The organism is Mammaliicoccus sp. O-M54 (assembly GCF_022386035.1).
Lineage (GTDB): Bacteria > Bacillota > Bacilli > Staphylococcales > Staphylococcaceae > Mammaliicoccus > Mammaliicoccus sciuri_A.
In genome coordinates this window covers 799,432-824,695 of the sequence record NZ_JAJNJE010000001.1, presented here as the reverse complement: position 1 = coordinate 824,695, position 25,264 = coordinate 799,432, and the positions used below count along the sequence as shown (strand labels likewise).

Below are 25,264 nucleotides of genomic sequence, written 5' to 3'. Positions count from 1 at the left end.
ATATTATGGAAATTGTTAGAGTTGAACCGACACCAAGCCCAAATACGATGAAAATCGTTTTATCATTTAAGAAAGAAGATAGGTCTTCAAATACTTATACTGAAGTGAATGATCATAATCCAGAATTCATTAACCGTATTCTTCAATTAGATGGTATTAAATCTGTATTCCATGTTATGGACTTTATCGCTGTAGATAAACGTCCAAAAGAAAACTGGGATACTTTACTTAAAGACGTTACAGCAGCCATCTCAGGTTCAGATCAAGAAGGGGACTTTGCTGAAAATCAAGTAAATGAACATTTCGGTGAAGTAAAAGCTGAAGTCTTAAAGTTTAAAGGTATACCTTATCAAATTAAATTAACAACACAAGATGAAGAGAAACGTAAACAACTTCCTGAAATTTATATTGATAGTATGCTAAAAGCAACGAAAGACTCAGATAACGTTGTCTTTTTAAGAAAATGGGAAGATTTAGGTGTACGTTACGGCGAAGTAGAGGAAGTATTAGCAACCGTTCAAGAAGAAATATTAGCTTTGTACCCTAAAGAGAAATTAGAGGCTTTAGTTGAAGAAGCTTTAACAAGTGACATTACCATTCCTGAAAAGCAATTTGTACACGTTGATAAAGAAACGTTTGAACAAGAAGATGATTGGAAAGTAAAATTAAGAATGTTAAATGACTTTCCAACACCAACAGAAGACGATTATCCATTATTAGATGTCGCGTTAAATGATGAAAAGCCACAAGTACGCAGAATGGCAATCGTGCTATTAGGTATGATTGAATCAAAAGAAACATTACCTTACTTATATAAAGGTATGAAAGATAAAGTTGTTTCTGTTAGAAGAACAGCTGGTGACTGTTTAAGTGATTTAGGATTTAAAGAAGCATTACCAGTGATGATAGAAGCATTAGAAGACCCTCAAAAAATTGTAAGATGGCGTGCAGCTATGTTTATATTTGATGAAGGCGATGAAACTGCTTTAGAAGCATTGAAGAAAAGACAAGACGATCCAGCATTCGATGTTAAATTGCAAGTACAAATGGCGATTGAAAGAATCGAAAATGGTGAAGAAGCATTAGGTTCTGTTTGGAAACAAATGGCTAATAGAAAGAAAGAGGGATAAAAGATGAATGCATATGAACAATACATGAAAGAACTTGCTCAACCAATGAGAAGTGAATTAACAGAACAAGGCTTTGAAAGTTTAGAATCAGCAGAATCAGTTAAAGAATATATGGAGAACGCACAACCGAATGAAACAACATTTATCGTTGTAAACTCTGTATGTGGATGTGCAGCTGGTTTAGCACGTCCTGCAGCTGTTACAGTAGCCCAACAAAATGATAAAAAACCTTCTAGAATCGCTACAGTATTTGCTGGACAAGATAAAGAAGCAACTGAAACAATGAGAGAATATATCGCACAAGTACCATCAAGTCCATCAATGGCATTATTTAAAGGTAATGAGCTTAAATACTTTATGCCACGTGAACATATTGAAGGAAGAGATATCCAAGAAATCTGTTTGGATATTAAAGACGCTTTTGATGAATACTGTGACTAATATTCGTATCACAACTGCCGTTAAGACAAATGCATCTCTCTACAAACAAGTAGAAGATGCATTTTCTGTGTTATCTAAATTAGCATCCATTCAGAATGTTCAAATTATTAAGCGAAGAAAATTAACGATTAATCAATTGTTTCAACGAGATACGACACCATTAATTGTATTTGAAAGCAGTGGACCTAAACTTTATTTCACACCAGATACACCGATATATTTTCATTTAGATACAGTTAAAGTTAAATTACATATGATGAAACAACGTAAGATGCCTGTACTAATTGAAATGTTAGATGAAATAACAACAGATTTTACAAAATTTAATTTTATAGATGGCACGATGGGCTTTGGGCGAGATACGTATTTAATATTAAAGCATTATCAACAAGCACATGTATATGCAATAGAACAAAATCCACTTATCCATTATGTTATTTCTGAAGGCATGAAACGCTATTTAACAGAAGATGAATTAAGACGCATCCATTATATAAATGATGATTATCACAATTGGGTCGAACAATATCCAGAATTGGTCGACATCTTATATTTAGATCATATGTTTGAAGAGACACTTGATGAAGACGATAGAATGGGGGAACTTTCACGTAATATTGAAATACCTTCAGAAATCAAAAGTGTATCTCATTTCGAATATTTAATCGTAAAAGCACATTATAAAAGCGAGATTTTCAAAAAGTTTAATACAATACAATGTATAAGGAAAAGCACTAAAACACATTATGGATTGAGAATAAATCAAAATTATAAATTTGAGTGATGGTGTAACACTTAATCATTTGATAATACAAAAACTGGGACAAAAGATTGTCCCAGTTTTTGTATATTACCCCTTATTGATACTATTCTGTAATGCACATACTAATCATATAGCATAATAATAAGAAGAACCCTAAAGTAGCAAAAATTTCATTCATTGAAATAGCCTCCTTCGTTTTGTTAGCACTTTGTTAATTTATATCCATTATACCTAATAATCTGGAAATTTTCTATATTATATCAGTAGTAAATTACCGTTATTTTCGTTAATATAGTAACAGGAGAATATGAAAAAGAGGTGCTCAAATGAATAACTTTGATAAAGCGTATCACGATTTATGTAAAAGGGTATTAGAAGAAGGCGAGAATAAGGACGATAGAACGGGTACGGGTACGATTTCTATATTTGGTCACCAAATGAGATTTGATTTATCTGAAGGTTTTCCGTTATTAACAACTAAAAAGGTTTCTTTTAAATTAATTGCAACTGAGCTTTTATGGTTTATTAAAGGCGATACAAATATAAGATATTTATTACAATATAAGAATAACATTTGGAACGAGTGGGCTTTCAAGAAATGGATTGAAAGCAATGACTATGATGGTCCTGATATGACAGACTTTGGTCGTCGTTCTTTAGTAGATGATGAATTTAATGAACAATATAAAGCACAACTTGCGATATTCAAAGATAAGATTCTGAATGATGATGATTTTATGATAAAATACGGTGACTTAGGCAATGTTTACGGTAAACAATGGAGAGATTGGAAAGATCAAGATGGTAAACGATTTGACCAACTTAAGACTTTAATTGAAAATATTAAACAAAATCCTAATTCAAGACGCCATATTATTTCTGCTTGGAATCCAACCGAAATAGATACGATGGCATTACCACCATGTCATACATTATTCCAATTTTATGTAAAAGACGGAAAATTAAGCTGTCAATTATATCAACGAAGTGCAGATATTTTCTTAGGTGTGCCTTTTAATATTGCAAGTTATAGTTTATTAACACATTTAATTGCGAAAGAATGTGGATTAGAAGTAGGCGAGTTTGTCCATACGTTTGGTGACGCGCATATTTATAAAAATCATATAGACGCAATAAATGAACAACTTTCAAGAGATTCTTACGATGCACCTAAACTTAATATCAACACAGATAAATCATTGTTTGATATTGAATACGAAGATTTAGAAATTGACGGTTATGAATCACATCCAAGTATTAAAGCACCTATTGCAGTTTAAAAAGGAGTAATTTAAATGAAATCAATTATAGTTTGTCATGATCAAAATCGCGTAATTGGCTTAGACAACAAGATGCCATGGCATTTACCAAATGACTTAAAAAGAGTTAAAGCATTGACGACTGGAAATACGATCGTGATGGGAAGAAAAACATTTGATTCTTTAGGTAAGCCATTACCGAATAGACGTAATGTTGTATTAACGACAAATCCATCTTTTGAACATGAAGGTGTCGATGTGATTCATTCTTTAGATGAAATCGATCAACTTGATGGACATATCTTTATCTTTGGCGGACAAGGTCTATATGAACAAATGATGGACCGCGTTGACGATATGTATGTAACAGTAATAGAAGATAAGTTTCAAGGTGATGCCTTTTTCCCTCCATACGACTTCAAAGATTGGACGGTTCTTTCATCTGAATCTGGCGAACTCGATGAAAAAAACACTTTACCACACACTTATATGCATTTGGAAAGGAAAAAATAGTATGTTAAGAACGACGAAAACAATCGGTTATATTATAGGTTATGCAGCACTTGTGTCTTCACAATTAAACAAAGTTAAGCATAAGAAGACATTGATTAATGATGTCCGTAAACAAGATGAAATGATCTTTTTATATGCAAAAAGATGGGCTTCACGCATTCTAGATTCAGCTGGTGTTACAACACACTTGTCTGGCAATACAGAATCATTTGATGAGCCTGTATTATACATTTCAAATCATGAAGGTAATTTTGATATTCCAGTATTAATTAATCATTTACCACAACCATTTGGATTTATTTCAAAGACTGAAGTTCAAAAAATTCCGTTTTTAAGTCCATGGATGGAAGAAATGAATTGTATATATTTAGATCGTTCAAATAGACGCGCAAGTTTACAAATGATAAAAGATGGTATTAACAAATTAAAAGAACAACATTCTTTATTAATTTTTCCTGAAGGTAGTAGAAGTAAAGGCGGAGAAATGCAAGAATTTAAAGCAGGTTCTTTTAAATTAGCTAAATCAGCTAAAGTTAAAATTGTACCTATTGCGATTTATGGGACATCTAAAATCATGGAAGCTCAAGATTCTAAAAAAATGGTTCCTGGTGATGTTTATGTACACATTCTAGACCCAATTGAGCCTTCTATTTTTGAAGATAAGACCATGCAAGAAGTAAGTCAATTTGTACAAGGAAAAATTAGTAATACTGTTCAATCATTAAAGGAGAATCATTATGTCAAAAATTAAAATAGTTGTTGATTCGACGACAGATTTATCAGCAGACTTTTTAGAAGAAAATAACATTACTGTCGTACCCCTAAATATACTAATCGATGGTGTAACGTACGTAGACCAAGAGGATATTAGCTCAACAGAATTTCTAGAAAAAATGAAAGATGCTAAAGAACTACCTAAAACAAGTCAGCCACCAATTGGTAAAATTGTTGAAACATATGACGCATTAGGAGCAGATGGTTCTGAAATTATTAGTATTCATATGACTTCTGAGTTATCTGGTACATTTAGTGCAGCTCAACAAGCAGCACAAATGACAGAAACTAAAGTTACAGTTGTGGATAGTCAATTCATTTCATTAGCTTACGGGTTCCAAATTGAAGAAGTCGTGAAGATGATCAACGCAGGTAAGACTGTTGAAGAAATCGTTGAAGAAATTGAAGTGATTAAAAATAATTTAAGACTATTTGTGGTCATTGGTAATATCGACAACTTAATTAAAGGTGGTAGAATCGGTAAAGCGAAAGGCTTACTCGGTTCATTGATGAATATTAAACCAATTGGCGAATTGATTAACGGAAAAATCGAAATGATGCATAACGCAAGAACGCAAAATGCTATCGTTAAATATTTAATGAAAGAATTAGATGTCTTCTTAGAGAAGAAAGAACTTATTAAAATTGGTATTGCAGATGCGAATGCAGAACAATTGATGACGAAATTGATGAATACAATTAAAGAGAAGAAAAATTTCCACTTGTTTGATACTGCAGTAACGACACCAGTCGTTTCAACACATACTGGTGAAGGTGCTATTGGCGTGTTCTTCTATGGAAAATAAACATTGGATGAATCATAGAGCTTGGTTTTATGCTTTTATTATATTAATTATTCTAATACTTGGTGCTCTAGCTTATGTATGGTCTCAAATTTCAGATGATACAAACCATCCAACCATAAATACAGAACAAACCAAGAAAGATTTCACAATTTCTTTTGATAATGCACAATTAGAATCGTTAATGAATGCTTCTATGAAAGATTATAATATTCAATCACGCATCACTAAGAAATCATTGTCATTTGATACTCGTACTAAAATTTTAGGCAAAGATATTGATATAACACTTCAAACGAAACCTAAAAAGTTAAATAACGATACAATCTATTTCAAAATACAATCGATAGATATTGGTAAATTAAATATTTCAAATCCATTTATTCTATCTCAAATCAAAAAATATAGTGAACTTCCACCATATATTCATGTAAATCCTAAAGATGAATCATTCAATTTATCTTTAAATCAGTTGGAGATTGATAATGTTGAGTCTATACAAATTCAAACATTAGATATTTCAGACAAAAAATGGTACTTTGATATTAAGTTAAAGTAACTTAACATCATTAAAGGAGGTACAACTATGGCATATGCAACGTTAGCTGGGGGATGTTTTTGGTGTTTAGTTAAACCTTTCAATGAATTCCCTGGTATTATTGAAGTGACTTCCGGATATAGTGGTGGTCATGTTGAAAATCCAACTTATGAAGAAGTTTGTACAAATCAAACTGGTCATGTTGAAGCTGTTCAAATTGAATACAATGAAGATGAAACAGACTTTGAAGCTATTTTAGATATATACTTTAAGACTTTTGATCCAACAGATAACAAAGGTCAGTTCTTTGATAGAGGCGAAAGTTATGAACCTGTAATTTTCTATCACGACAAAGAACAAGAAAAAATAGCGCATAACAAAATCAATCAATTAAATGAACAAAATATTTTTGATAAACCAGTCATTACGCCAGTTAAACCGTACAAGAACTTTTACCCTGCGGAAGAATATCATCAAGATTATTACTTGAAGAATCCCGCACATTATCAAGGGTATCAACAAGGTTCTGGACGTAAAGCATTTATAGAAAAGTATTGGGGGCGTTAAAATGCTTAAAAAAAGTAAAGATGAATTAAATGAAATGGAATATCTCGTAACACAACAAAATGGTACAGAACCACCTTTTCAAAATGAATATTGGAATCACTTTGAAAAAGGTATTTATGTAGATAAATTATCTGGTAAACCATTATTCACTTCAGAAGAAAAATTTGAATCTGATTGTGGTTGGCCAAGTTTTTCAAAAGCATTAGATGATGAAGAAATCATCGAACTTGTTGATAAAACACATGGTATGATTAGAACTGAAGTACGCTCTGAAGATTCAGATAGTCATTTAGGTCATGTCTTTAATGACGGTCCTAAAGAATCTGGTGGCTTAAGATATTGTATTAATTCAGCTGCTGTACAATTTATTCCATATGATAAATTAGAAGATTTAGGGTATGGAGAATTAGTAAATCATTTTAAAAATTAGAGGAGTCGATTGTAATGTTTAAAAAATTATTTGGCGGTAACAAATCAAAAGATACAAATGTTGAAGTATTTGCACCAATTTCAGGTGAATATGTAGCAATTGAAGATATTCCAGATCCAGTATTTGCTCAAAAAATGATGGGTGAAGGATTCGGTATTAAACCAACAGAAGGTGTAGTAGTTGCACCATTTGATGGAGAAGTTGTGAATGTATTCAAACCTTCAAATCACGCTGTAGGTATTAAAGCAGCTAACGGATTAGAAGTATTGGTACACGTAGGTTTAGAAACTGTTCAATTAGGTGGAGAAGGCTTTGAAGCACTTGTTAACACTGGTGATACAGTTAAACAAGGCGATGAGTTATTAAAATTCGACATCGAAACAATCGAATCAAAAGTAAAATCAGTAATCAGCCCTGTAATTATTACAAACACAGATGACGCTGAAGAAATTAATATCGAAAAATTAGAAAGTCTAGTTAAAGGTGAAACTAAGGCTATTGATGTGAAAATGAAATAAATGAAACAATATTCTTTCTATCAATACGCACTAACAAAGCGAAGTGAAAAAAGCGAAGTAGGTAAGTTGGCAGATATAATCTTCCAAGACTTATCATTCCCTAAATTCACAAACGATTACCACACACTTTCAGATTACTTAGAAACAGAAGCCATGTTCACACAACCAATGAGCGTCTTCGATGACTTATTCGAATCTTACGAAGAGTGGTTGAAATTCTAAGATAAGGTAAAACAAAACACCTCATTTTCAAGCGGAAATGAGGTGTTTTTTCGTTAGTGGATTTGGTAATGATGGGAGCTAATTACCACAATTTCGAATTGTGGTAATTAGAGACCGCTAACTTCCATTATTCTGAATTGTGGTTGTTAGAACGCGCTAACTTCCATTATTTCGAATAATGGTAATTAGAATCGGCTAACTTCCATAATTTCGAATTCTGGTAATTAGAAGGGCGCTCTCTTACGGACATTTCTCAGAATTCTGTCCCTAACAGAACCCGTTACACTCACGATATGAACATTTTTCCTTATTAATTCGTTCACTTTGCTGTTTCCCACACCAAAGTGTTTTTATTTATATGATTTAACTGTTAAAATAAATTATATTTGACAAGAAAGTTGTGAGTAAATGAAACCTTTTAAAAAGAAACAAAGTCGGCAAATAACGCTTCCTTTATATAAGTTATTCATTATATTATTTGTTACGGTCTTATTAACGGCTGTTGTATCGTTTGCTTCGTATAAATTCGGTTTATACTTTGGCAATGACCAACAAAAAGAACTTAACAAAATTGAAGAGGCTTATAAACAAATTAATAACGACTATTACAAAGATGTTGATGACGACAAATTAACGCAAGGCGCTATTGATGGTATGATCAAATCTTTAGATGACCCTTATAGTGAATACATATCCGCTAAAGATACAACAAGCTATAACGAAGAAATTTCTGGTGATTTTGTTGGAATTGGTGCAGAAATGGAAATGCACGATGGCTACGTTAGAATTACGAGTCCTATGAAAGATTCTCCTGCTGAAAAAGCTGGCGTGAAATCTTTAGACGTTATTACGAAAGTTGACGATGAATCGATTAAAAATAAATCTTTAAATGAAATCGTCAAAAAAGTAAGAGGTAAAAAAGGTACTACTGTTACGTTAACAATTAAACGAGAAGGTAAAGAACCTTTCGATGTGAAAATTAAACGTGACAAAATCCATCTTACAAGTGTCGATTATACGAAGAAAAATGACACTGGCGTCATTGCAATTTCTAAGTTCCAAAATAAAACAACAAAAGAATTACAATCTGCATTGAAACAAGCTAAAAAAGACAAAGTGAAACATGTCGTTTTAGATTTAAGAAACAATCCAGGTGGCCTATTAGATGAAGTTGTGACAAGCGTTAACTTGTTTGTTGATAAAAATAAACCTGTTATATATCTAGAAACGAAAGGTGATAAGCCACAAGCAGTTGAAACTGAAAACGACAAAATGTCTGGTATTGACGATATGGACTATACGGTACTCGTTAATAAAGGTTCTGCAAGTGCTGCCGAAATATTCGCTGGTGCTTTACAAGATTATAAAATTGCAGACGTACTAGGAACAACGACTTTTGGTAAAGGTATCGGTCAAGTTCATAAAGAATTTAGCGATTCTAGTATTTTAAAATATACAAACATGAGATGGTTAACACCTAATAAATCTTATATTCATAAAAAAGGTATTCAACCAGATAAAACCATTAAAGCACCTAAATATGAAGAAATTGAAATAATCGATCCAAGTAAAACTTACCAAGAAGGCGATCAATCTAAAGAAATTAAATCAATTAAGATTGGTTTGAACGCTTTAGGGTATAATATTAACAATGAAAATGACAAATTTGATGCCCAACTGACATCACAAGTTAAATCATTCCAAAGTGACCATGATTTAACAGCAAATGGTATTTTCACAGATGATACAACTAAGAAATTTATTGAACTTTTACGCAAGAAAATCCGCAGTGAAGATAAACAACTTGATGAAGCAATACAATATATGCATAAGTAAATGGGGGAAACTAGTTTGAGAAAAGCAACAAGATCAGATATTCAACATATTAATCAATTAACAGAAATGGCTAAATCGATTATGGAGAACGACCAGAATCCTCAATGGGATCATCGTTATCCTTTAGAGAAGCATTTCTACGAAGATATAGATAACGGAGACTTATATCTATATGAAGAAAACAATGACATTGCAGGTTATATATGTGTCAATCAAGTACAAGCTGAATGGTATAAACAATTCGACTGGCCAGCTAATACTAACGGCGCATATGTCATTCATAGAATGGCTACAAATCCTGAATATAAAGGTATCGCAATGAAGATGATGCAATTTGCTATTGATATTGCTACTGAAGCAGGCACGCCTATTATCATAACGGATACATTTTCACTCAATAAACGTGCACAAAGACTTTTTGAAAAATTTGATTTTATTAAAATAGGTGAATATGAAACAGATGAGTTTCCATTTGATAAGAACGCACCATTTTATGCATATTATAAATTGATAGAGAACGAGGAGAAATAAACATGAAGAAGATAGCATTTACCGGTGGCGGTACGATAGGACATGTTGCAGTAAATTTAGCACTGATTCCTGAAGCACAAAAACGTGATATCGAAACAATATATATTGGATCTAAAAACGGTATAGAAAAAGAAATGATTACTGACTCTGCCAAAGATACGAAATATATTCCGATATCAAGTGGTAAGTTACGTCGATATTTATCTTTTGAGAATTTAAAAGATGTCTTTAAAGTATTAAAAGGTGTATTAGACGCTAGAAAAGTATTAAAAAAAGAAAAACCAGATTTAGTCTTTTCTAAAGGTGGATTTGTCAGTGTTCCAGTTATTATCGCTGCCAAATCATTAAAAATTCCATCAATTGTACATGAATCAGATGTTACACCTGGTTTAGCAAATAAAATATCAATGAAATTTGCTAATAAAATGTATACAACTTTTGAAGAAACTTTAAAATATGTACCTAAAGAAAAATCAGATTATATTGGTGCGATTATTAGAGAAGATTTAAGAGATGGCTCTAAAGAAGAAGGTTATCAATTAACGGGCTTTAATGATCAATTACCTGTATTACTCGTAATGGGTGGTAGCTTAGGTTCTAAAGCTTTAAATAAAGCGATTAGAGATAACTTAGACTATTTAACAAAGAAATATCAAATTATTCATTTAACTGGTAAAGGTCATGTAGATCATAGTATTAAAAACGACAACTATGTCCAATATGAGTTTGTTTCAAATGAATTAATGCACTTCTATGCGATTACAGACACTGTCATCAGTAGAGCAGGGGCTAACGCTATATATGAATTTGCGACATTGAAATTACCTATGTTATTAATCCCACTTGGTTTAGATCAATCTAGAGGAGACCAAATTGATAACGCTAAAATTTTCGAGAAAAATGGATATGCTAAAGTATTACAAGAAAAAGATGTCGACCAATCTAATCTGATCAGTCAACTTGATAAATTAGAAAACGAACGTGAAGCTATTATTGACAAAATGTCACATTTCAAAGAAAGTTATACTAAAGAAACACTATTTAACAAAATCGAATCAGACATAAAGTAAAGGGGGCAATCGAATGAGCCAAGCAAACCGTACTTTACTCATACTAATATTTAGTTTGATATTTGGAGTCATTGCATTTTTCCATGAATCAAGACTCGGTAAATGGATTGATAATGAAGTTTATAACTTTATATATTCAACTGAAAGCTTTATAACGACTTCTATAATGCTTGGTTTCACAAAACTAGGAGAAGTTTGGGCAATGATTGCCTTATCACTCATTGTGATTTGTTACTTAAAACTTAAAAAATATAACATTGAAACATTATTTTTTGCAGTTACGATGATTTTATCAGGTACATTAAATCCACTTCTTAAAAATATATTCGACAGAGAAAGACCAACTTTACTTAGACTGATAGATATATCTGGATTTAGTTTTCCAAGCGGACATGCAATGGGATCCACGGCATTTTTCGGATCACTAATATTCATTATATTTAGAGTGGCGAACAAATCTATTCGACCTTATTTGATGGGGTTATGTGTCATTTGTATCGCAATGATATCATCATCACGCGTATATTTAGGCGTACATTATCCAACTGATATCATTGCTGGTATAATCGGTGGCGTCATTTGCATAATGCTAACTCAAAGTATGTTACGAAAGAAATTATAGATGAGTATGGAACAGGTGAGCTGTTCCATACTTTTTTTGGATTAAATAGGGGATGTGCGGATGTTATTTCGGGCGAGGTGAATATAGTAGCGTCGTTACGAACAAGTTTGTCCAGAAGTGTTCATAAGACACCCGTTATGAACAAGTTTGGCCGAAAGTGTTCATAAGGCACTCGTTACGAACAAGTTTGGCCAGAAGTGTTCATAAGAACCGCGTTATTTGCAGTTCTTACCAAAAGTGCTAATACTGGTACCGTTATTTGCAGTTCTGGCCAAAAGTGCTAATACTGATACCGTTATTTGCAGTTCTCGCCAAAAGTGCTAATACTGATACCGTTATGAGCAGTTCTCACACGAACTGCAAATAACGCTCCTATCCTCTATTAAATCCAAACAAAAAACAGCCACAGTGATTTGGACAGAATCACTGCGGCTGTTTTACTTTTATGGGCATAAAAGGGGGTTATAGAAAATGTTCAATCCATACTTAGAGGGGGAACTCTTTTATTTGATTGATAATCATTTTCAATTACTATTATAACCAATTGAGAATGAATGTCAATTAGTTATTTAAATTTTTTACTATTTTAAATGATAAAATAGTAATGCTCATATATAATGAACATGTTAAACTCGAAAATGTTATCTTTTACTAGAGGGGGAACTCTTTCATTGATAATCATTTTCAATTACTATTATAACTAACTGAGAATCATTGTCAATTAAAAATTGAAAACTTTTATAATTTTATTACGAGGTGGCACTATGAAAAAGATACTCATCATAGAAGATGAACAAAATTTAGCAAGATTTATAGAATTAGAACTTAAGCATGAGGACTATGAAGTGGAAATATGTAATGATGGTGAGAGTGGATTAAACCAAGCTCTAGCTGAAGATTACAATTGTATATTATTAGATCTCATGTTACCAAAAATGAATGGTCTTGAAGTATGTAGACGTGTTCGTCGTGAGAAAGATACGCCGATTATTATGATAACGGCTAAGGGCGATACATATGATAAAGTTATTGGTCTTGATTATGGCGCAGATGATTATATCGTTAAACCATTTGATATTGAAGAATTATTAGCGAGAATTCGCGTTATTATTAGAAGAAATGTAACAGTTGAACCAGTAAGTCACACAATTACTGTTAATGATTTAACAATTGATAAAAATGCTTTTTCTGTATCTATCCATGGTGAATCTGTTGATTTAACGAAGACTGAATACGAATTGTTATTATTATTGGCTGAAAATCAAAATTTCGTCTTACAAAGAGAGCAGATTTTAAATCATGTATGGGGTTATGAGTCAGAAGTTGAGACAAATGTTGTGGACGTATATATTCGTTATTTACGTAACAAACTAAAACCATTCAAGAAAGAGAATATTATCGAAACTGTTAGAGGAGTGGGATACGTGATTAGATCATGAAACAACAATCATTAAAGACTAAATGGATGATGCTCACTACGACGATTACGTTTATTATATTTGCTTTGTTCAGTATGTTTATCATTTATTTCATTAGTTTATATTTAAAAGACCAAGAAACAAGCACAGCAACAAGAAGTACATACGACACTATTAATTTATTGAAGACGAAGACACTTGGTCAAATTACTTCAACTGATATTAATGCGACGATAACGGATAATCAAAAGCTTGTGCTATATGATAGATTTGGTAAACCAATTTTTGAAGAAACACATAATAATGATTTAGATTATACGCCTAAATTTGAACGTGTGAGTCAACTTAAAGTTTATGAAACGAAACAAAATAATAAATCATATATTGTCGTTTATACACCTGTAAACACAAGTTATTTCAGTGGTTATGAAGCTGTTGTCCATCCACTAGCAAATTATGATGCCATTATTAAATTTATGATTATACTAGCAACTGTATTTGGATTAACGGCATTGTTCTTAATTGCATTAATCAGTTATGTATTCTCGTCACAAATCACAAAACCTATTACGATATTATCCGATAAAATGAAACAAATTCGTAGAGACGGTTTCCAAGAAAAGCTTGAAGTACCCACAAACTATGAAGAAACAGACGATATGATCCAAACATTTAATAGAATGATGGAACAATTGGAAAGTTCTTTCGACCAACAGAAACAATTCGTCGAAGATGCTTCACATGAATTGAGAACACCGCTGCAAATTATACAAGGGCATTTAAACCTCATTCAAAGATGGGGTAAAAACAATCCAGAAGTATTAGAAGAATCTCTAGATATTTCTATAGAAGAAATGACACGCATTACGAAACTCGTCGAAGAACTTCTATTATTATCAAAAGACGCTCGATCTAGTACAGGTGATGAGATTGATATTGTCGATATCAACTATGAAATAAATTCTAGAATTAAATCATTAAAGAAATTACATCCAGATTATACATTCAATTTCGAATCAAATTACAACGCTATTAGAATGAATATCAATCGATTTCATTTTGAACAAATGTTATTAATCTTTATTGATAACGCTATGAAATATGATAAGAAAAATAAAAACATTGAAATTGTGACGAATTTAAAAAATAGAAATATTACAATTGATATTATTGACCATGGTGTGGGCATACCTCAAAAAGACTTAGAATTCATATTTGACCGCTTTTATAGAGTTGATAAATCACGTTCTAGAAAAGAAGGCGGCAATGGACTCGGCCTTTCAATTGCTAAGAAATTAGTTAATTCTTATGATGGAATTGTAAAAGTTGAAAGTGTTGTGAATGAGTACACAAAAATATCAGTTGTATTCAAAGAATCTTTTATAAACAAATAAGTTCAATATTGTCAAATTAGCCTTTAACTCAATACTGTTAAGTGCTAAAATGGAAATGTAAACGGTTTATAATTTTCTTGGAGGGTGGAACATGAAGAATGATAATCATGTCGAAGCACCTGTAAGATTTGGAACTAACTTAGGGTTAATGTTAGAAATGTATGATAATTACGTTAATGATCCAGAGTCAGTACCGGAAGACTTGCAAGTGTTATTCGATGAATTAACAAGTAACAACACAGGCGCTGGCCTACAATCAAGTACTGGGGTGGACAACTCAAGTGTAAAACGTGTAATGCGTTTAATTGATAATATCAGACAGTATGGACATTTAACTGCAGATATTTATCCAGTGTACCGTCCAGAAAGAAAAAACGTACCAAAATTAACACATCAAGACTTTGGACTTTCAAAAGAAACTTTGGAAAAACTTCCAGCAGTTATCGTATCAGATCACTTTGATGGAGAATTTAACAATGCATATGAAGCAATAGAATATATGACTTCTTGTTACCAAGGTCCTATCGCTTTTGAGTACACGCATATTAATAATAATGAAGAACGCGTATGGTTGAAGAGATATATCGAATCAACACATACAATTGAAATTTCTAAAGAAGAAAAAATCGAATTATTAAAAAGTTTAGCTGAAGTAGAAGGCTTTGAAAAATATATCCATAAGAATTTCGTAGGTGCTAAACGCTTCTCAATCGAGGGTGTAGATAGTTTAGTACCAATGTTACAAAGAGTCTTAAAACGTACGAATGCTGCAAATATACCAAACATCCAAATTGGTATGGCGCATAGGGGTAGATTAAACGTTTTAACTCATGTATTAGAAAAGCCATATGAAATGATGATTTCTGAATTTATGCATAAGAACCCACTTATTTTCTTACCGAAAGATGGTTCTTTAGAAATCACAGCTGGTTGGACAGGCGATGTTAAATATCACTTAGGTGGTACGAAGACAACAAGTAAATACGGTATCGAACAATCGATTACTTTAGCAAACAACCCAAGTCACCTAGAAATCGTTTCTCCAGTCGTTCTTGGTAAAGCGAGAGCTAATCAAGATACAACAATTGATACTGGAAGACCAAGTCAAGATGTTAATAAATCACTTGCAGTCTTAATTCATGGTGATGCTGCATTCCCTGGACAAGGTATTAACTTTGAATCTATGAACTTGAGTAACTTAGATGGTTACACAACTGGTGGTTCATTACACATTATTACGAATAACAGAATTGGTTTCACTACTGAAGCAGAAGATGGACGCTCAACAACATACTCAACTGATGTTGCAAAAGGTTATGACTTACCAATTATCCATGTAAATGCAGATGATGTTGAAGCTACTGTTAAAGCAATTGAAATGGCAATGGACTTCAGAGAGAAATTCAATAAAGATTTCGTCATCGATTTAGTTGGTTATAGACGTTATGGACATAACGAAATGGACGAACCATCTATTACAAATCCAATGATGTATAAAGCGATTAAAGAACATCCATCTATTGAACATATTTATGGTAAAAAGCTTGTCGAAGAAGGCATTATTACAAAAGCTGAAATGAATGAAATTTTTGAAGATGTAACGAAACGCCTAAGAGCTGCTCATGACAAGATTGATAAAGATGCTGAAATGGATAATCCAGAAATGACTTTACCTGATAACATCAGTGAAGGACAAGATTATGAGTTAGCAAACGCTACTTATGAAGAATTAAAAGCGATCAATGATGCAATGTTTGATTATCCAGAAGATTTCACAGTCTTCAAGAAGTTAAACAAAGTATTAGATAGACGTCGTGAACCATTTGAAAAAGACGGTCTTGTAGACTGGGCACATGCTGAACAACTTGCATTTGCGACAATTTTACAAAATGGTACACCAATTCGATTAACTGGACAAGATTCAGAACGTGGAACATTCGCGCATAGACATGCTGTGTTACATGATGAGAAAGATGGTAAGTTATTTATTCCATTACATCACGTACCGAATGGTAAAGCATCATTCGATATTCATAACTCACCATTATCTGAAGCTGCAGTAGTTGGTTTTGAATATGGTTATAATGTTGATCATCCACAATCATTTAATATTTGGGAAGCGCAATACGGTGACTTTGCAAATATGGCACAAATGATATTCGATAACTTCTTATCTAACAGCAATGCTAAATGGGGAGAAAAGAGTGGTTTAGCTTTATTCTTACCACATAGTAATGAAGGACAAGGTCCTGAACATTCATCAGCAAGATTGGAAAGATTTTTACAATTAGCTGGCGAAAACAACATGACAATCGCTAACTTAACAAGTGCTTCTAACTATTATCACTTATTAAGAAGACATGCAAAATATCTTAACACAGATAAAATGAGACCATTAGTCTTAATGTCACCAAAAAGCTTATTAAGAAATAAAATTGTTTCTCGTCCAATTGAAGAATTCACTAAAGGACAATTTGAACCAATTTTAGTTGAACCATATAAGAAGACTAAAGTTAAGAAAGTTATTATTTCATCAGGAAAAATGTTTATTGACTTAAAAACTGAATTACAAAAAAATCCTAACGATGAACTTTGTCTAATTGCACTTGAACAACTTTATCCATTCCCTAAAGAAGAGATAAAGAACGTTCTTTCTGAATTCAGAAATCTAGAAACAGTTCGCTGGGTTCAAGAAGAAGCGAAAAACCAAGGTGCTTGGTCATTCGTTAGCTTAAAACTTCAAGACATTCTAGAAGATCGCAAAGTAGAGCTTGAATATCACGGTCGTAAAGTACGTTCTTCAACTGCAGAAGGCGACGGCGAAATATACAAACTTATACAAAGTAAAGTAATCCAAGAAGCTTTAAAACATAATTAGGGGGAAAAGAATCATGTCAGAGGTAAAAGTACCAGAATTAGCAGAATCAATTACAGAAGGAACAATTTCAGAATGGCTCAAATCAGTTGGTGACCAAGTTGAAAAAGGCGAAAATATCGTCGAACTTGAAACTGACAAAGTAAATGTTGAAGTCATTTCAGAAGTTGCAGGTGTTCTAACTGAAATCAAAGCTGAAGAAGGCGATACTGTTGAAGTAGGTTCAGTCATTGCAGTTGTTTCAGATGGAGAAGCACAACCAGCTTCAAACGATGCTAAACCTGAAAAGCAAGAAGAACCATCTAAAGAAGATGCAGGTAAACCAGAAGCTACAGAAACTAAAGAAGAAACAGCATCTTCAAATGAAAGAATTCAAGCAACACCATCAGCACGTCGTTTAGCACGTGAAAAAGGTATCGACTTAAGCAAGGTTAAGACACAAGCAGGCGACGTTATTCGTCCAGAAGACGTTGAAAGTGCAGCTAAACCTCAACCACAAGCTAAACCAGCTGAGAAAAGCCAACCAGCACAAGCTAAATCTAATGACAATCCTTCTAAACCTGTTGTTCGTGAGAAATTATCACGTAGACGTCAAACAATAGCTAAGAAATTATTAGAAGTATCTAATAATACAGCTATGTTAACAACATTTAATGAAGTTGATATGACTAACGTAATGGAATTACGTAAACGTAAGAAAGAAAAATTCCAAGAAGACCATAACGGTACACGTTTAGGATTCATGTCATTCTTCACTAAAGCAGCAGTAGCAGCATTGAAGAAATATCCTGATGTAAATGCTGAAATTGATGGTACTGATTTAGTACTTAAACAATTCTATGATATCGGTATTGCCGTTTCTACAGAAGAAGGTTTAGTAGTACCAATCGTTAAAGATTGTGACAAGAAAAACTTCGCTGAAATCGAACAAGATATCGTAGACTTAGCTGTTAAAGCTAAAGACAAAAAATTAGGCTTAGATGACATGATGGGTGGATCATTCACTATAACTAATGGTGGTGTATTTGGTTCATTAATGTCTACACCAATTATCAATGGTACACAAGCTGCTATTTTAGGTATGCACTCAATTGTTACAAGACCAATTGCAATTGATAAAGATCGTATGGAAAATAGACCGATGATGTACATCGCGTTAAGCTATGACCACAGAATTATTGATGGAAAACAAGCAGTAGGATTCTTAAAAACAATTAAAGATTTAATTGAAAATCCAGAAGATTTATTATTGGAATCTTAATATCGGATTAAGGGAAAATACAACGACGGAAATCGTCGTTGTATTTTTTCGTTTTATGAATCATCTCAATTCTGAGTTGGGGTTTTATTTTTAGTTAAAAATGGCTTACTATAAAGAAAGTATTTAATTAAAACAATAATTTTAAATGGGGGATAATATGGGTAAATCGATACATGAACGTTGGAAAGAAGACGCGTATTACTATGAAAAACGTGCTGCAGAAGATGAGGGCAGCAGGGAACGAGCAAAGAAGAAAATGGAACAAATCAAAGCAAACTTGAAAGTCAATCAGGATAAAATTAAACAAATGGAAGAACGATTGAGTAAGAAAAATAGATAAAGGATTTTGCCACCAATTTCATGGGGGATTGGTGGCTTTTATTATATAAAAGTTAATATGGATTGAGGTTATTTGCACTTTTAGCCAGAACTGCTAATAACGCGGGCAGTATTTACACTTTGAGCTAGAACTGCTAATAATGGGGCAGTATTTGCACCTTGGGCCAGAACTGCTAATAACGACATCAGTATTTGCACCTTGGGCTAGAACTGCTAATAATGGGGGCAGTATTTGCACCTTGGGCCAGAACTGCTAATAACGATACTAGTATTTGCACTTTGAGCTAGAACTGCTAATAACGGTATCAGTATTTGCACTTTGAGCCAGAACTGCTAATAACAGTATCAGTATTTGCACTTTGGGCCAGAACTGCTAATAACAGTATCAGTATTTGCACTTTGGGCCAGAACTGCTAATAACGGGGTCTTTATTTACAAAACTCGTAAGAAGTGTAAATACTAGGGCTCTTATGAACACTTTCGACTAAACTTGTTCGTAACGCGGATCTTATGAACACTTTCAGCCAAACTTGTTCGTAACGACACCCATACAACCCAAAAATATATTTTTCATTATTCTCAATTTGATTGATTTGTCATACTTTGAATTTATTTGATATAATTTATAGGAATTCATATATAGGAGAGATATTCATGAATGGACTAAGAAGTGTTACATTATGGACTTTTGATATTAAAGAAACAGAGTCATTTTATAAAGATATTTTAGGGCTTAATACCTTGATGAACCATGAAAAGAATATCTTACATATTGGTGATGCAAATCTTGCTCCTGGTACGAGACTGATTTTCAAGCAATATTCTGGTGATTCAGAAGAACTAGATACGCATTTTCACGGGATTGCTTTACGTGTACCGACTGATTACGCATTATATGAATATAAACAACAATTTGATGATCATCAAGTTAAATATGAGTCTGTACAACAATTAAATGGCAAGCATCTATTTAAATTTTATGATAATAATGGACATGCGTTACATCTAATTTCTGATGAACAAAATTCTGGTGTACCACTTGGAACTGCATATGATGGTGGTCCAATTAGTCCTATTCATCAAATTCAAGGAATAGGGCCGGTCATGGTTAAATCACCTGAGACTCAAGCAACTGGCTCATTATTAAATAATATTTTTGAGTTGCAATTGTTTGCTGAATACAAGACAATAGATGATGAGTCAGCTATCGTATTTAAAGTCGGTGCTGGTGGAAATGGCGGAGAGTTACATTTGATTGATTATCCAGATGCGATTGAGTCATTGAATCCACCTATCGAAAGAGTAGCAATCTCCATTGATGATATCGATCATTTTGAAAAAATTGTTAATCACGTTAAAGGAATTGAAATGGAACATCATATTATTCAACATGAAGCCGGCTTAATTTCGTTATATGTGCGTGACTTAACTGGCATCATCATTACAATTACATATGACACAGTGAATTAAAGGAGCGGTTTATTTATGTTACATGAAACTTGGAAAGAAAATCACGTTATTAAACAAGTAGAAGTTACACATACAGATGCACAAAAATTTAAAGTATCTGATATGTTAACAGTAGGTAAAACATATGATGTCGTTAATGAAACAGAAGAATATTATCAAATCATTGATAATTCTGGTCATGTTGGCGGCTACTACAAAACATACTTTAAAGAAGTATAAATATACGATAAGAGTCTGATACATCTATATGTTCCGGACTCTTTTTTAAGTTTATAAAATGTACTAAAGGAGAACACAATGGCTAATTTTAATAAATATTTAAACAACGATGAAACAATATATGATGACGCTTTGTCTATGATAAAGCTTAATAAGAATATACTTTTAAAAGGACCGACTGGTTCAGGAAAAACGAAACTTGCTGAAACACTTGCGAGAGATTTAAACAAACCGATGCATTCTGTAAACTGTTCTGTAGATTTAGATGCCGAAAGTTTATTAGGTTTCAAAACAATTGAAACAAACGAACAAGGTCATCAACAAATCGTATTTATCGATGGACCTGTTATTAAAGCGATGAAGAATGGCGACATTTTATATATCGATGAAATCAATATGGCGAAACCAGAAACGTTACCTATTTTAAATGGTGTATTAGACTTTAGAAGAGCATTAACGAATCCATTTACTGGTGAAGTCGTACAAGCTAAAGAAGGATTTTCAGTTATTGCCGCAATCAATGTAGGCTATATCGGAACATTACCAATGAACGAAGCATTAAAAAACAGATTCGTTGTCTTGGATATTGATTATATAGATGGCGAAACATTAAAAATGATTATTAAAGAACAAAGTGCATTACAAGATGATGAAATCATCGATTCAATCGTTCAATTTAATAAGGATTTACGCATTATGTCGAGCCAAGGTCAAATTTCAGAAGAGTCAGCGAGTATAAGAGCATTGATTGACTTAGCTGATTTAGCAACTGTCATTCCAGTAAGACGTGCAATTAAACGCGCTATTATAGACAAAATAGACGACGAAAGAGAACAACAAGCTATACAAAATGCAATTGAATTAATTTTCGAGTAAGGAGAATATCATGAGTGATCGTTTTATATTATTTAATGACGAACAAATCGATGCACAACAAATAATGATGTTAACTGATTTAGCAAAATTATTACTTGAAGATCCAAACGTTAAAGTTTCTTTCCAAAAATTCCAACACTATGATCCTATCAACAATACATGTAATGTAAGTTTCACATGGTTACACCGACCTGAACACATTATAAATGCAGGGTTAAAATCCGACATCATGTTAGATACTTTAGGATTTAAGCATACAGATCCAGCTATTTATAAAGAAGTATTAGATGAATCATTTGATCATATGAGCTTTTTCAAACAATTATTTATGCTTATTGAAGAATACCGTCTATCAAATTTGATTATGTCTAAACGTCCAGTCACTAAAAAGTTGTTTAAGCATAGATTGACCGTCAAAATCAAACAAAATAATAGTCAAATTCATGTTTATCAAACGAAGACAACTTATACAGACTTATTATTTTTAGCAATAGAACATGCTATTTTAAATGAAAATTTCATCAACAATATTTCAATAAATGATGATTTTGATGATGCACTCGTACAAGTGTTTAATCGATTAACGCAAATATTCAACTTGCAATCATCAGAAGACAGTTATGATTTAGCTGTAAGTATTATGATTTTAGTAGATTATTTATTAAAAGAAGATATGCTTAACCAGTATTATCATATTCCAGAGCGTATTTATCGTTCTTATGAAGAAGAGTGGACTTTAGAAGATTTAAAACGTCAAGATGCGGCTAACACTGATCAAAGTCATGAACAAGATCATGATCCAGACGACATTGAATCTGCAGATGCTGAAACAAAGACGAACGATAGTCAAACTGACAGCAAATCTTATTTAGAAATGGAACTTCACGAAGGTGAAAATAGCGACATTTTGACAGATAATGATAGAGAAGGTGACGCTGGCGATGATATGACGGATATGATGGAGAAAAAAGGTAAGGGCTCTAACAATACTTTAGATGATGAAGAGGGCGGCGCACAAGGTCTTAATCAGCAATATCAACTTAAAGGTATTAACCAAAATGTTTCTCTTACTTTCAATCGACCAGATATTTTACCAACACATATGGAAGCATATAAAGAAGCTGTCGATAGTGTTCAGTTTGAAATAAAAGATTTAACAAGCATAATCCAAAAATCTATGAATCATCAATATAGTGATATAAGAGAAAACTTAACTAAAGGTCGCTTACAAAAAAATCTTCTAAATTGGTTTATCGATGATCAATATAAACTATTCTTCAAAAAAGACGCATTTAGTAGAAAATTAGATGCAACATTCACATTATTAGTTGATGCATCAGCAAGTATGCACGACAAAATGGAAGAAACTAAAAAAGGTGTCGTCTTATTCCATGAAACACTGAAAAATTTAGATATAAAACATGAAATTCTTGGTTTTAGTGAAGATGCTTTTGAAGCTGATAAATTAAATCAACCTAATACTATTGAAGAACTTATCTTATATAATGAATCAACACTTAAACAGAATGACGCAAGAATTATGACGCTAGAACCTCAAGATGATAATAGAGATGGTGTCGCTTTAAGAGTTGCAACTCAACATTTACTTCAAAGATCTGAGTCTCAAAAATTCTTAATTGTATTTTCTGACGGTGAACCTTCAGCATTTGATTATGCAGAAGATGGCATTATAGATACTCATGAAGCAGTAATAGAAGCAGATAAACAAGGGATTTATGTCTTTAATGTATTCCTTAATCAAGACGTGATTGATGAAGCAACGAAAAAGACTGTTCATAACATCTATGGTAAACAAAGTTTATTTGTAGAAGGTGTTGAAAATTTACCATACCAGTTGGCACCGTTATTGAAAAAATTATTGTTGCAATCTATATAATTAACAAACTTAAATAAAAACATTCTTTTTTAAATTTTCAGAAATTTCATATAGACGAAAACTAACTCCAATGATAGAATATTAATTATTGTAAGACGTAAAAGGAGTAAAATATATGAACAAGAATATTTTTGTAGTAGGGTTTATGTTATTTGCGATATTCTTTGGTGCCGGGAACTTAATTTTTCCACCAGCATTAGGATTATCGAGCGGTCATTTCTTCTGGCCAGCAATATTTGGTTTTGTCATTACGGGAATCGGTTTGCCACTTATTGGTGTAATCGCAGGTTCAATTGAGGAAAAGGGATACAGAGTTTCATTAAGTAAAATTCATCCAGTCTTTGCAATTGTATTATTAGTTGCAATTTCTTTAACAATAGGACCATTATTCGCAATACCACGTACAGCAGCAACATCTTTCGAAATGGGTATTACACCAATTTTTGATACAAATAGTTCAATGGCTTTATTTATTTTCTCACTGATTTACTTTGTCATTGTCTTTTACTTAAGTTTCAACTCAAGTAAAATGGTCGATAAAGTCGGTGCGATTTTAACACCATTATTATTAATTTCAATTACAGCATTAATTATTAAAGCATTCTTCTCATTAGGTGGAGAAGCACCTGTTGCAGGTGATACTGCAGTATATAGTAGTGCTGGAACAAGCTTTGGTAAAGGTTTCGTTGAAGGTTACTTAACAATGGATGCTATCGCAGCTATTGCTTTCTCACTAATTGTTATTACAGCAATTAAGAGTAAAGGTGTAACGAGAGAAACAGGATTATTCAAACAAACAATTTATGCAGGTGTTATTGCAGCACTTGCACTTGGATTTATTTACATCTCATTAGGTTGGATAGGAAATCACATGAACGTTTCAGCTGAGACACTTAAAGAATTAAACGATAACGGTCAAAATATCGGTACTTATCTCTTAACAACAGCCGCTCAATTAGCATTCGGTGAGTTTGGTAAATATTTAATCGGTATTATCGTTGCATTAGCTTGTTTAACAACAGCTACAGGTTTAATCGTATCAGTGAGTGAATTCTTCCATGAAATTATACCTAAAATTTCTTACAAATGGTTTGTAACAATCTTTACATTAGTTAGTTTCATCCTTTCAAACCAAGGTTTAACTACAGTAATTAAAGGTTCACTACCAGTATTATTAGTGTTATATCCAATCGCAATTACAGCTGTATTATTAATTGTTCTTGCTAAATACGTTGGTACACCACGAATCGCACAGCAATTATCAGTAGCACTTGTAACAATTATTTCATTAATATCAGTTGTAAACCAAATGGGTTGGGCTAAAATCGGATTCATTCAACAATTACCATTATCAACTTACCAAATGGAATGGATTCCATTTGCAATCGTTGGATTCATTATTGGATTTATAATTGGTAAAGTTAAGAATCAAGCACCAATCACATATTCGTAAGTTGTATAAGAATCTTCAAAATAATTTTGAAGATTCTTATTTTTT

At 32.6% G+C, this 25,264-nt stretch carries 26 protein-coding genes; all 26 read left to right on the top strand.

Translation table 11 applies throughout. The features are described 5' to 3' along the window. The first annotated feature begins 5 nt into the window (after positions 1-5). The 26 genes from LQ673_RS04105 to brnQ all read left to right on the top strand — a co-directional run bounded on the left by LQ673_RS04105 (position 6) and on the right by brnQ (position 25,219). Positions 6-1,130 carry a virulence factor gene (locus LQ673_RS04105; protein WP_191835572.1) on the top strand — a complete coding sequence of 375 codons (1,125 nt, stop codon included), beginning with the start codon at positions 6-8 and terminating at the stop codon, positions 1,128-1,130. 3 nt (positions 1,131-1,133) lie between these two features. Continuing rightward, a complete protein-coding gene (locus tag LQ673_RS04100) occupies positions 1,134-1,571 on the top strand; it encodes a BrxA/BrxB family bacilliredoxin (RefSeq protein ID WP_191835571.1) in 438 nt (145 codons plus the stop codon). Continuing rightward, positions 1,555-2,355, top strand: coding sequence for a class I SAM-dependent methyltransferase (locus tag LQ673_RS04095; protein WP_191835570.1), 801 nt, complete (start codon positions 1,555-1,557; stop codon positions 2,353-2,355). The genes LQ673_RS04100 and LQ673_RS04095 overlap by 17 nt, the downstream gene beginning before the upstream one ends. A 305-nt stretch (positions 2,356-2,660) precedes the next feature. Then, a complete protein-coding gene (locus LQ673_RS04090; RefSeq protein WP_107577807.1) occupies positions 2,661-3,614 on the top strand; it encodes a thymidylate synthase in 954 nt (317 codons plus the stop codon). A gap of 15 nt (positions 3,615-3,629) precedes the next feature. Further along, positions 3,630-4,106 (top strand): dihydrofolate reductase, encoded by a 477-nt coding sequence (locus LQ673_RS04085; RefSeq protein ID WP_037590516.1) that lies wholly within the window; start codon positions 3,630-3,632, stop codon positions 4,104-4,106. Between the two features lies 1 nt (position 4,107). Further along, complete coding sequence (locus tag LQ673_RS04080; RefSeq protein WP_037590515.1) at positions 4,108-4,857, top strand: lysophospholipid acyltransferase family protein; 750 nt, start codon at positions 4,108-4,110, stop codon at positions 4,855-4,857. Beyond that, positions 4,844-5,686 carry a DegV family protein gene (locus LQ673_RS04075; protein ID WP_191835568.1) on the top strand — a complete coding sequence of 281 codons (843 nt, stop codon included), beginning with the start codon at positions 4,844-4,846 and terminating at the stop codon, positions 5,684-5,686. The genes LQ673_RS04080 and LQ673_RS04075 overlap by 14 nt, the downstream gene beginning before the upstream one ends. Further along, entirely contained in the window at positions 5,676-6,242 is a 567-nt protein-coding gene (locus LQ673_RS04070; protein ID WP_191835567.1) for a DUF2140 family protein, read from the top strand. The genes LQ673_RS04075 and LQ673_RS04070 overlap by 11 nt, the downstream gene beginning before the upstream one ends. A 27-nt stretch (positions 6,243-6,269) precedes the next feature. Further along, a complete protein-coding gene (msrA, locus tag LQ673_RS04065) occupies positions 6,270-6,788 on the top strand; it encodes a peptide-methionine (S)-S-oxide reductase MsrA (protein ID WP_191835566.1) in 519 nt (172 codons plus the stop codon). A 1-nt stretch (position 6,789) separates the two neighbouring features. Then, positions 6,790-7,218, top strand: a complete 429-nt coding sequence (gene msrB / locus LQ673_RS04060; RefSeq protein WP_025906285.1) for a peptide-methionine (R)-S-oxide reductase MsrB — start codon at positions 6,790-6,792, stop codon at positions 7,216-7,218. 14 nt (positions 7,219-7,232) lie between these two features. Then, positions 7,233-7,736 (top strand): PTS sugar transporter subunit IIA, encoded by a 504-nt coding sequence (locus LQ673_RS04055; protein WP_025906286.1) that lies wholly within the window; start codon positions 7,233-7,235, stop codon positions 7,734-7,736. After that, on the top strand, positions 7,737-7,958 hold the full coding sequence (locus LQ673_RS04050; protein ID WP_239704613.1) for a YozE family protein: 222 nt from the start codon (positions 7,737-7,739) through the stop codon (positions 7,956-7,958). Positions 7,959-8,366: 408 nt separating this feature from the next. After that, entirely contained in the window at positions 8,367-9,794 is a 1,428-nt protein-coding gene (locus LQ673_RS04045) for a S41 family peptidase (protein ID WP_191835565.1), read from the top strand. Between the two features lie 66 nt (positions 9,795-9,860). Continuing rightward, a complete protein-coding gene (locus LQ673_RS04040) occupies positions 9,861-10,325 on the top strand; it encodes a GNAT family N-acetyltransferase (protein WP_414797464.1) in 465 nt (154 codons plus the stop codon). A 2-nt stretch (positions 10,326-10,327) separates the two neighbouring features. After that, positions 10,328-11,395, top strand: a complete 1,068-nt coding sequence (locus LQ673_RS04035; protein WP_191835563.1) for an undecaprenyldiphospho-muramoylpentapeptide beta-N-acetylglucosaminyltransferase — start codon at positions 10,328-10,330, stop codon at positions 11,393-11,395. A 13-nt stretch (positions 11,396-11,408) separates the two neighbouring features. Continuing rightward, positions 11,409-12,017 (top strand): phosphatase PAP2 family protein, encoded by a 609-nt coding sequence (locus tag LQ673_RS04030; protein ID WP_037590506.1) that lies wholly within the window; start codon positions 11,409-11,411, stop codon positions 12,015-12,017. Between the two features lie 764 nt (positions 12,018-12,781). Continuing rightward, a complete protein-coding gene (locus LQ673_RS04025; RefSeq protein WP_037590505.1) occupies positions 12,782-13,456 on the top strand; it encodes a response regulator transcription factor in 675 nt (224 codons plus the stop codon). Further along, positions 13,453-14,829, top strand: a complete 1,377-nt coding sequence (locus LQ673_RS04020) for a HAMP domain-containing sensor histidine kinase (RefSeq protein ID WP_191835562.1) — start codon at positions 13,453-13,455, stop codon at positions 14,827-14,829. Before LQ673_RS04025 ends, LQ673_RS04020 begins: the two co-directional genes overlap by 4 nt. Positions 14,830-14,920: 91 nt before the next feature. Next, on the top strand, positions 14,921-17,707 hold the full coding sequence (locus LQ673_RS04015; protein WP_191835561.1) for a 2-oxoglutarate dehydrogenase E1 component: 2,787 nt from the start codon (positions 14,921-14,923) through the stop codon (positions 17,705-17,707). 13 nt (positions 17,708-17,720) lie between these two features. Beyond that, positions 17,721-18,965 carry a 2-oxoglutarate dehydrogenase complex dihydrolipoyllysine-residue succinyltransferase gene (gene odhB, locus LQ673_RS04010; protein WP_037590502.1) on the top strand — a complete coding sequence of 415 codons (1,245 nt, stop codon included), beginning with the start codon at positions 17,721-17,723 and terminating at the stop codon, positions 18,963-18,965. A 157-nt stretch (positions 18,966-19,122) separates the two neighbouring features. Continuing rightward, on the top strand, positions 19,123-19,305 hold the full coding sequence (locus tag LQ673_RS04005; RefSeq protein WP_191835559.1) for a hypothetical protein: 183 nt from the start codon (positions 19,123-19,125) through the stop codon (positions 19,303-19,305). 653 nt (positions 19,306-19,958) lie between these two features. Then, positions 19,959-20,774, top strand: a complete 816-nt coding sequence (locus tag LQ673_RS04000; protein WP_191835558.1) for a VOC family protein — start codon at positions 19,959-19,961, stop codon at positions 20,772-20,774. Between the two features lie 15 nt (positions 20,775-20,789). After that, a complete protein-coding gene (locus tag LQ673_RS03995) occupies positions 20,790-20,993 on the top strand; it encodes a DUF6501 family protein (RefSeq protein WP_025905040.1) in 204 nt (67 codons plus the stop codon). 78 nt (positions 20,994-21,071) lie between these two features. Continuing rightward, positions 21,072-21,869 carry an ATP-binding protein gene (locus LQ673_RS03990; RefSeq protein WP_191835557.1) on the top strand — a complete coding sequence of 266 codons (798 nt, stop codon included), beginning with the start codon at positions 21,072-21,074 and terminating at the stop codon, positions 21,867-21,869. A gap of 10 nt (positions 21,870-21,879) precedes the next feature. Further along, positions 21,880-23,766, top strand: a complete 1,887-nt coding sequence (locus LQ673_RS03985; protein ID WP_191835556.1) for a vWA domain-containing protein — start codon at positions 21,880-21,882, stop codon at positions 23,764-23,766. A gap of 115 nt (positions 23,767-23,881) precedes the next feature. Then, on the top strand, positions 23,882-25,219 hold the full coding sequence (brnQ, locus tag LQ673_RS03980; protein ID WP_191835555.1) for a branched-chain amino acid transport system II carrier protein: 1,338 nt from the start codon (positions 23,882-23,884) through the stop codon (positions 25,217-25,219). Positions 25,220-25,264 lie beyond the last annotated feature (45 nt).

Excerpts from the sequence above, each read along its gene's own strand:
- LQ673_RS04080 (WP_037590515.1), top strand. The coding sequence starts at position 4,108 with ATGTTAAGAACGACGAAAACAATCGGTTATATTATAGGTTATGCAGCA.
- LQ673_RS03990 (WP_191835557.1), top strand. The coding sequence starts at position 21,072 with ATGGCTAATTTTAATAAATATTTAAACAACGATGAAACAATATATGAT.
- LQ673_RS04090 (WP_107577807.1), top strand. The coding sequence starts at position 2,661 with ATGAATAACTTTGATAAAGCGTATCACGATTTATGTAAAAGGGTATTA.
- LQ673_RS04015 (WP_191835561.1), top strand. The coding sequence starts at position 14,921 with ATGAAGAATGATAATCATGTCGAAGCACCTGTAAGATTTGGAACTAAC.
- LQ673_RS03985 (WP_191835556.1), top strand. The coding sequence starts at position 21,880 with ATGAGTGATCGTTTTATATTATTTAATGACGAACAAATCGATGCACAA.
- LQ673_RS04070 (WP_191835567.1), top strand. The coding sequence starts at position 5,676 with ATGGAAAATAAACATTGGATGAATCATAGAGCTTGGTTTTATGCTTTT.
- LQ673_RS04000 (WP_191835558.1), top strand. The coding sequence starts at position 19,959 with ATGAATGGACTAAGAAGTGTTACATTATGGACTTTTGATATTAAAGAA.
- LQ673_RS03995 (WP_025905040.1), top strand. The coding sequence starts at position 20,790 with ATGTTACATGAAACTTGGAAAGAAAATCACGTTATTAAACAAGTAGAA.
- LQ673_RS04055 (WP_025906286.1), top strand. The coding sequence starts at position 7,233 with ATGTTTAAAAAATTATTTGGCGGTAACAAATCAAAAGATACAAATGTT.
- odhB (WP_037590502.1), top strand. The coding sequence starts at position 17,721 with ATGTCAGAGGTAAAAGTACCAGAATTAGCAGAATCAATTACAGAAGGA.
- brnQ (WP_191835555.1), top strand. The coding sequence starts at position 23,882 with ATGAACAAGAATATTTTTGTAGTAGGGTTTATGTTATTTGCGATATTC.
- LQ673_RS04025 (WP_037590505.1), top strand. The coding sequence starts at position 12,782 with ATGAAAAAGATACTCATCATAGAAGATGAACAAAATTTAGCAAGATTT.
- LQ673_RS04020 (WP_191835562.1), top strand. The coding sequence starts at position 13,453 with ATGAAACAACAATCATTAAAGACTAAATGGATGATGCTCACTACGACG.
- LQ673_RS04040 (WP_414797464.1), top strand. The coding sequence starts at position 9,861 with ATGGCTAAATCGATTATGGAGAACGACCAGAATCCTCAATGGGATCAT.
- LQ673_RS04085 (WP_037590516.1), top strand. The coding sequence starts at position 3,630 with ATGAAATCAATTATAGTTTGTCATGATCAAAATCGCGTAATTGGCTTA.
- LQ673_RS04075 (WP_191835568.1), top strand. The coding sequence starts at position 4,844 with ATGTCAAAAATTAAAATAGTTGTTGATTCGACGACAGATTTATCAGCA.
- msrA (WP_191835566.1), top strand. The coding sequence starts at position 6,270 with ATGGCATATGCAACGTTAGCTGGGGGATGTTTTTGGTGTTTAGTTAAA.
- LQ673_RS04030 (WP_037590506.1), top strand. The coding sequence starts at position 11,409 with ATGAGCCAAGCAAACCGTACTTTACTCATACTAATATTTAGTTTGATA.
- LQ673_RS04095 (WP_191835570.1), top strand. The coding sequence starts at position 1,555 with ATGAATACTGTGACTAATATTCGTATCACAACTGCCGTTAAGACAAAT.
- LQ673_RS04035 (WP_191835563.1), top strand. The coding sequence starts at position 10,328 with ATGAAGAAGATAGCATTTACCGGTGGCGGTACGATAGGACATGTTGCA.
- LQ673_RS04045 (WP_191835565.1), top strand. The coding sequence starts at position 8,367 with ATGAAACCTTTTAAAAAGAAACAAAGTCGGCAAATAACGCTTCCTTTA.
- LQ673_RS04050 (WP_239704613.1), top strand. The coding sequence starts at position 7,737 with ATGAAACAATATTCTTTCTATCAATACGCACTAACAAAGCGAAGTGAA.
- msrB (WP_025906285.1), top strand. The coding sequence starts at position 6,790 with ATGCTTAAAAAAAGTAAAGATGAATTAAATGAAATGGAATATCTCGTA.
- LQ673_RS04005 (WP_191835559.1), top strand. The coding sequence starts at position 19,123 with ATGGGTAAATCGATACATGAACGTTGGAAAGAAGACGCGTATTACTAT.
- LQ673_RS04105 (WP_191835572.1), top strand. The coding sequence starts at position 6 with ATGGAAATTGTTAGAGTTGAACCGACACCAAGCCCAAATACGATGAAA.
- LQ673_RS04100 (WP_191835571.1), top strand. The coding sequence starts at position 1,134 with ATGAATGCATATGAACAATACATGAAAGAACTTGCTCAACCAATGAGA.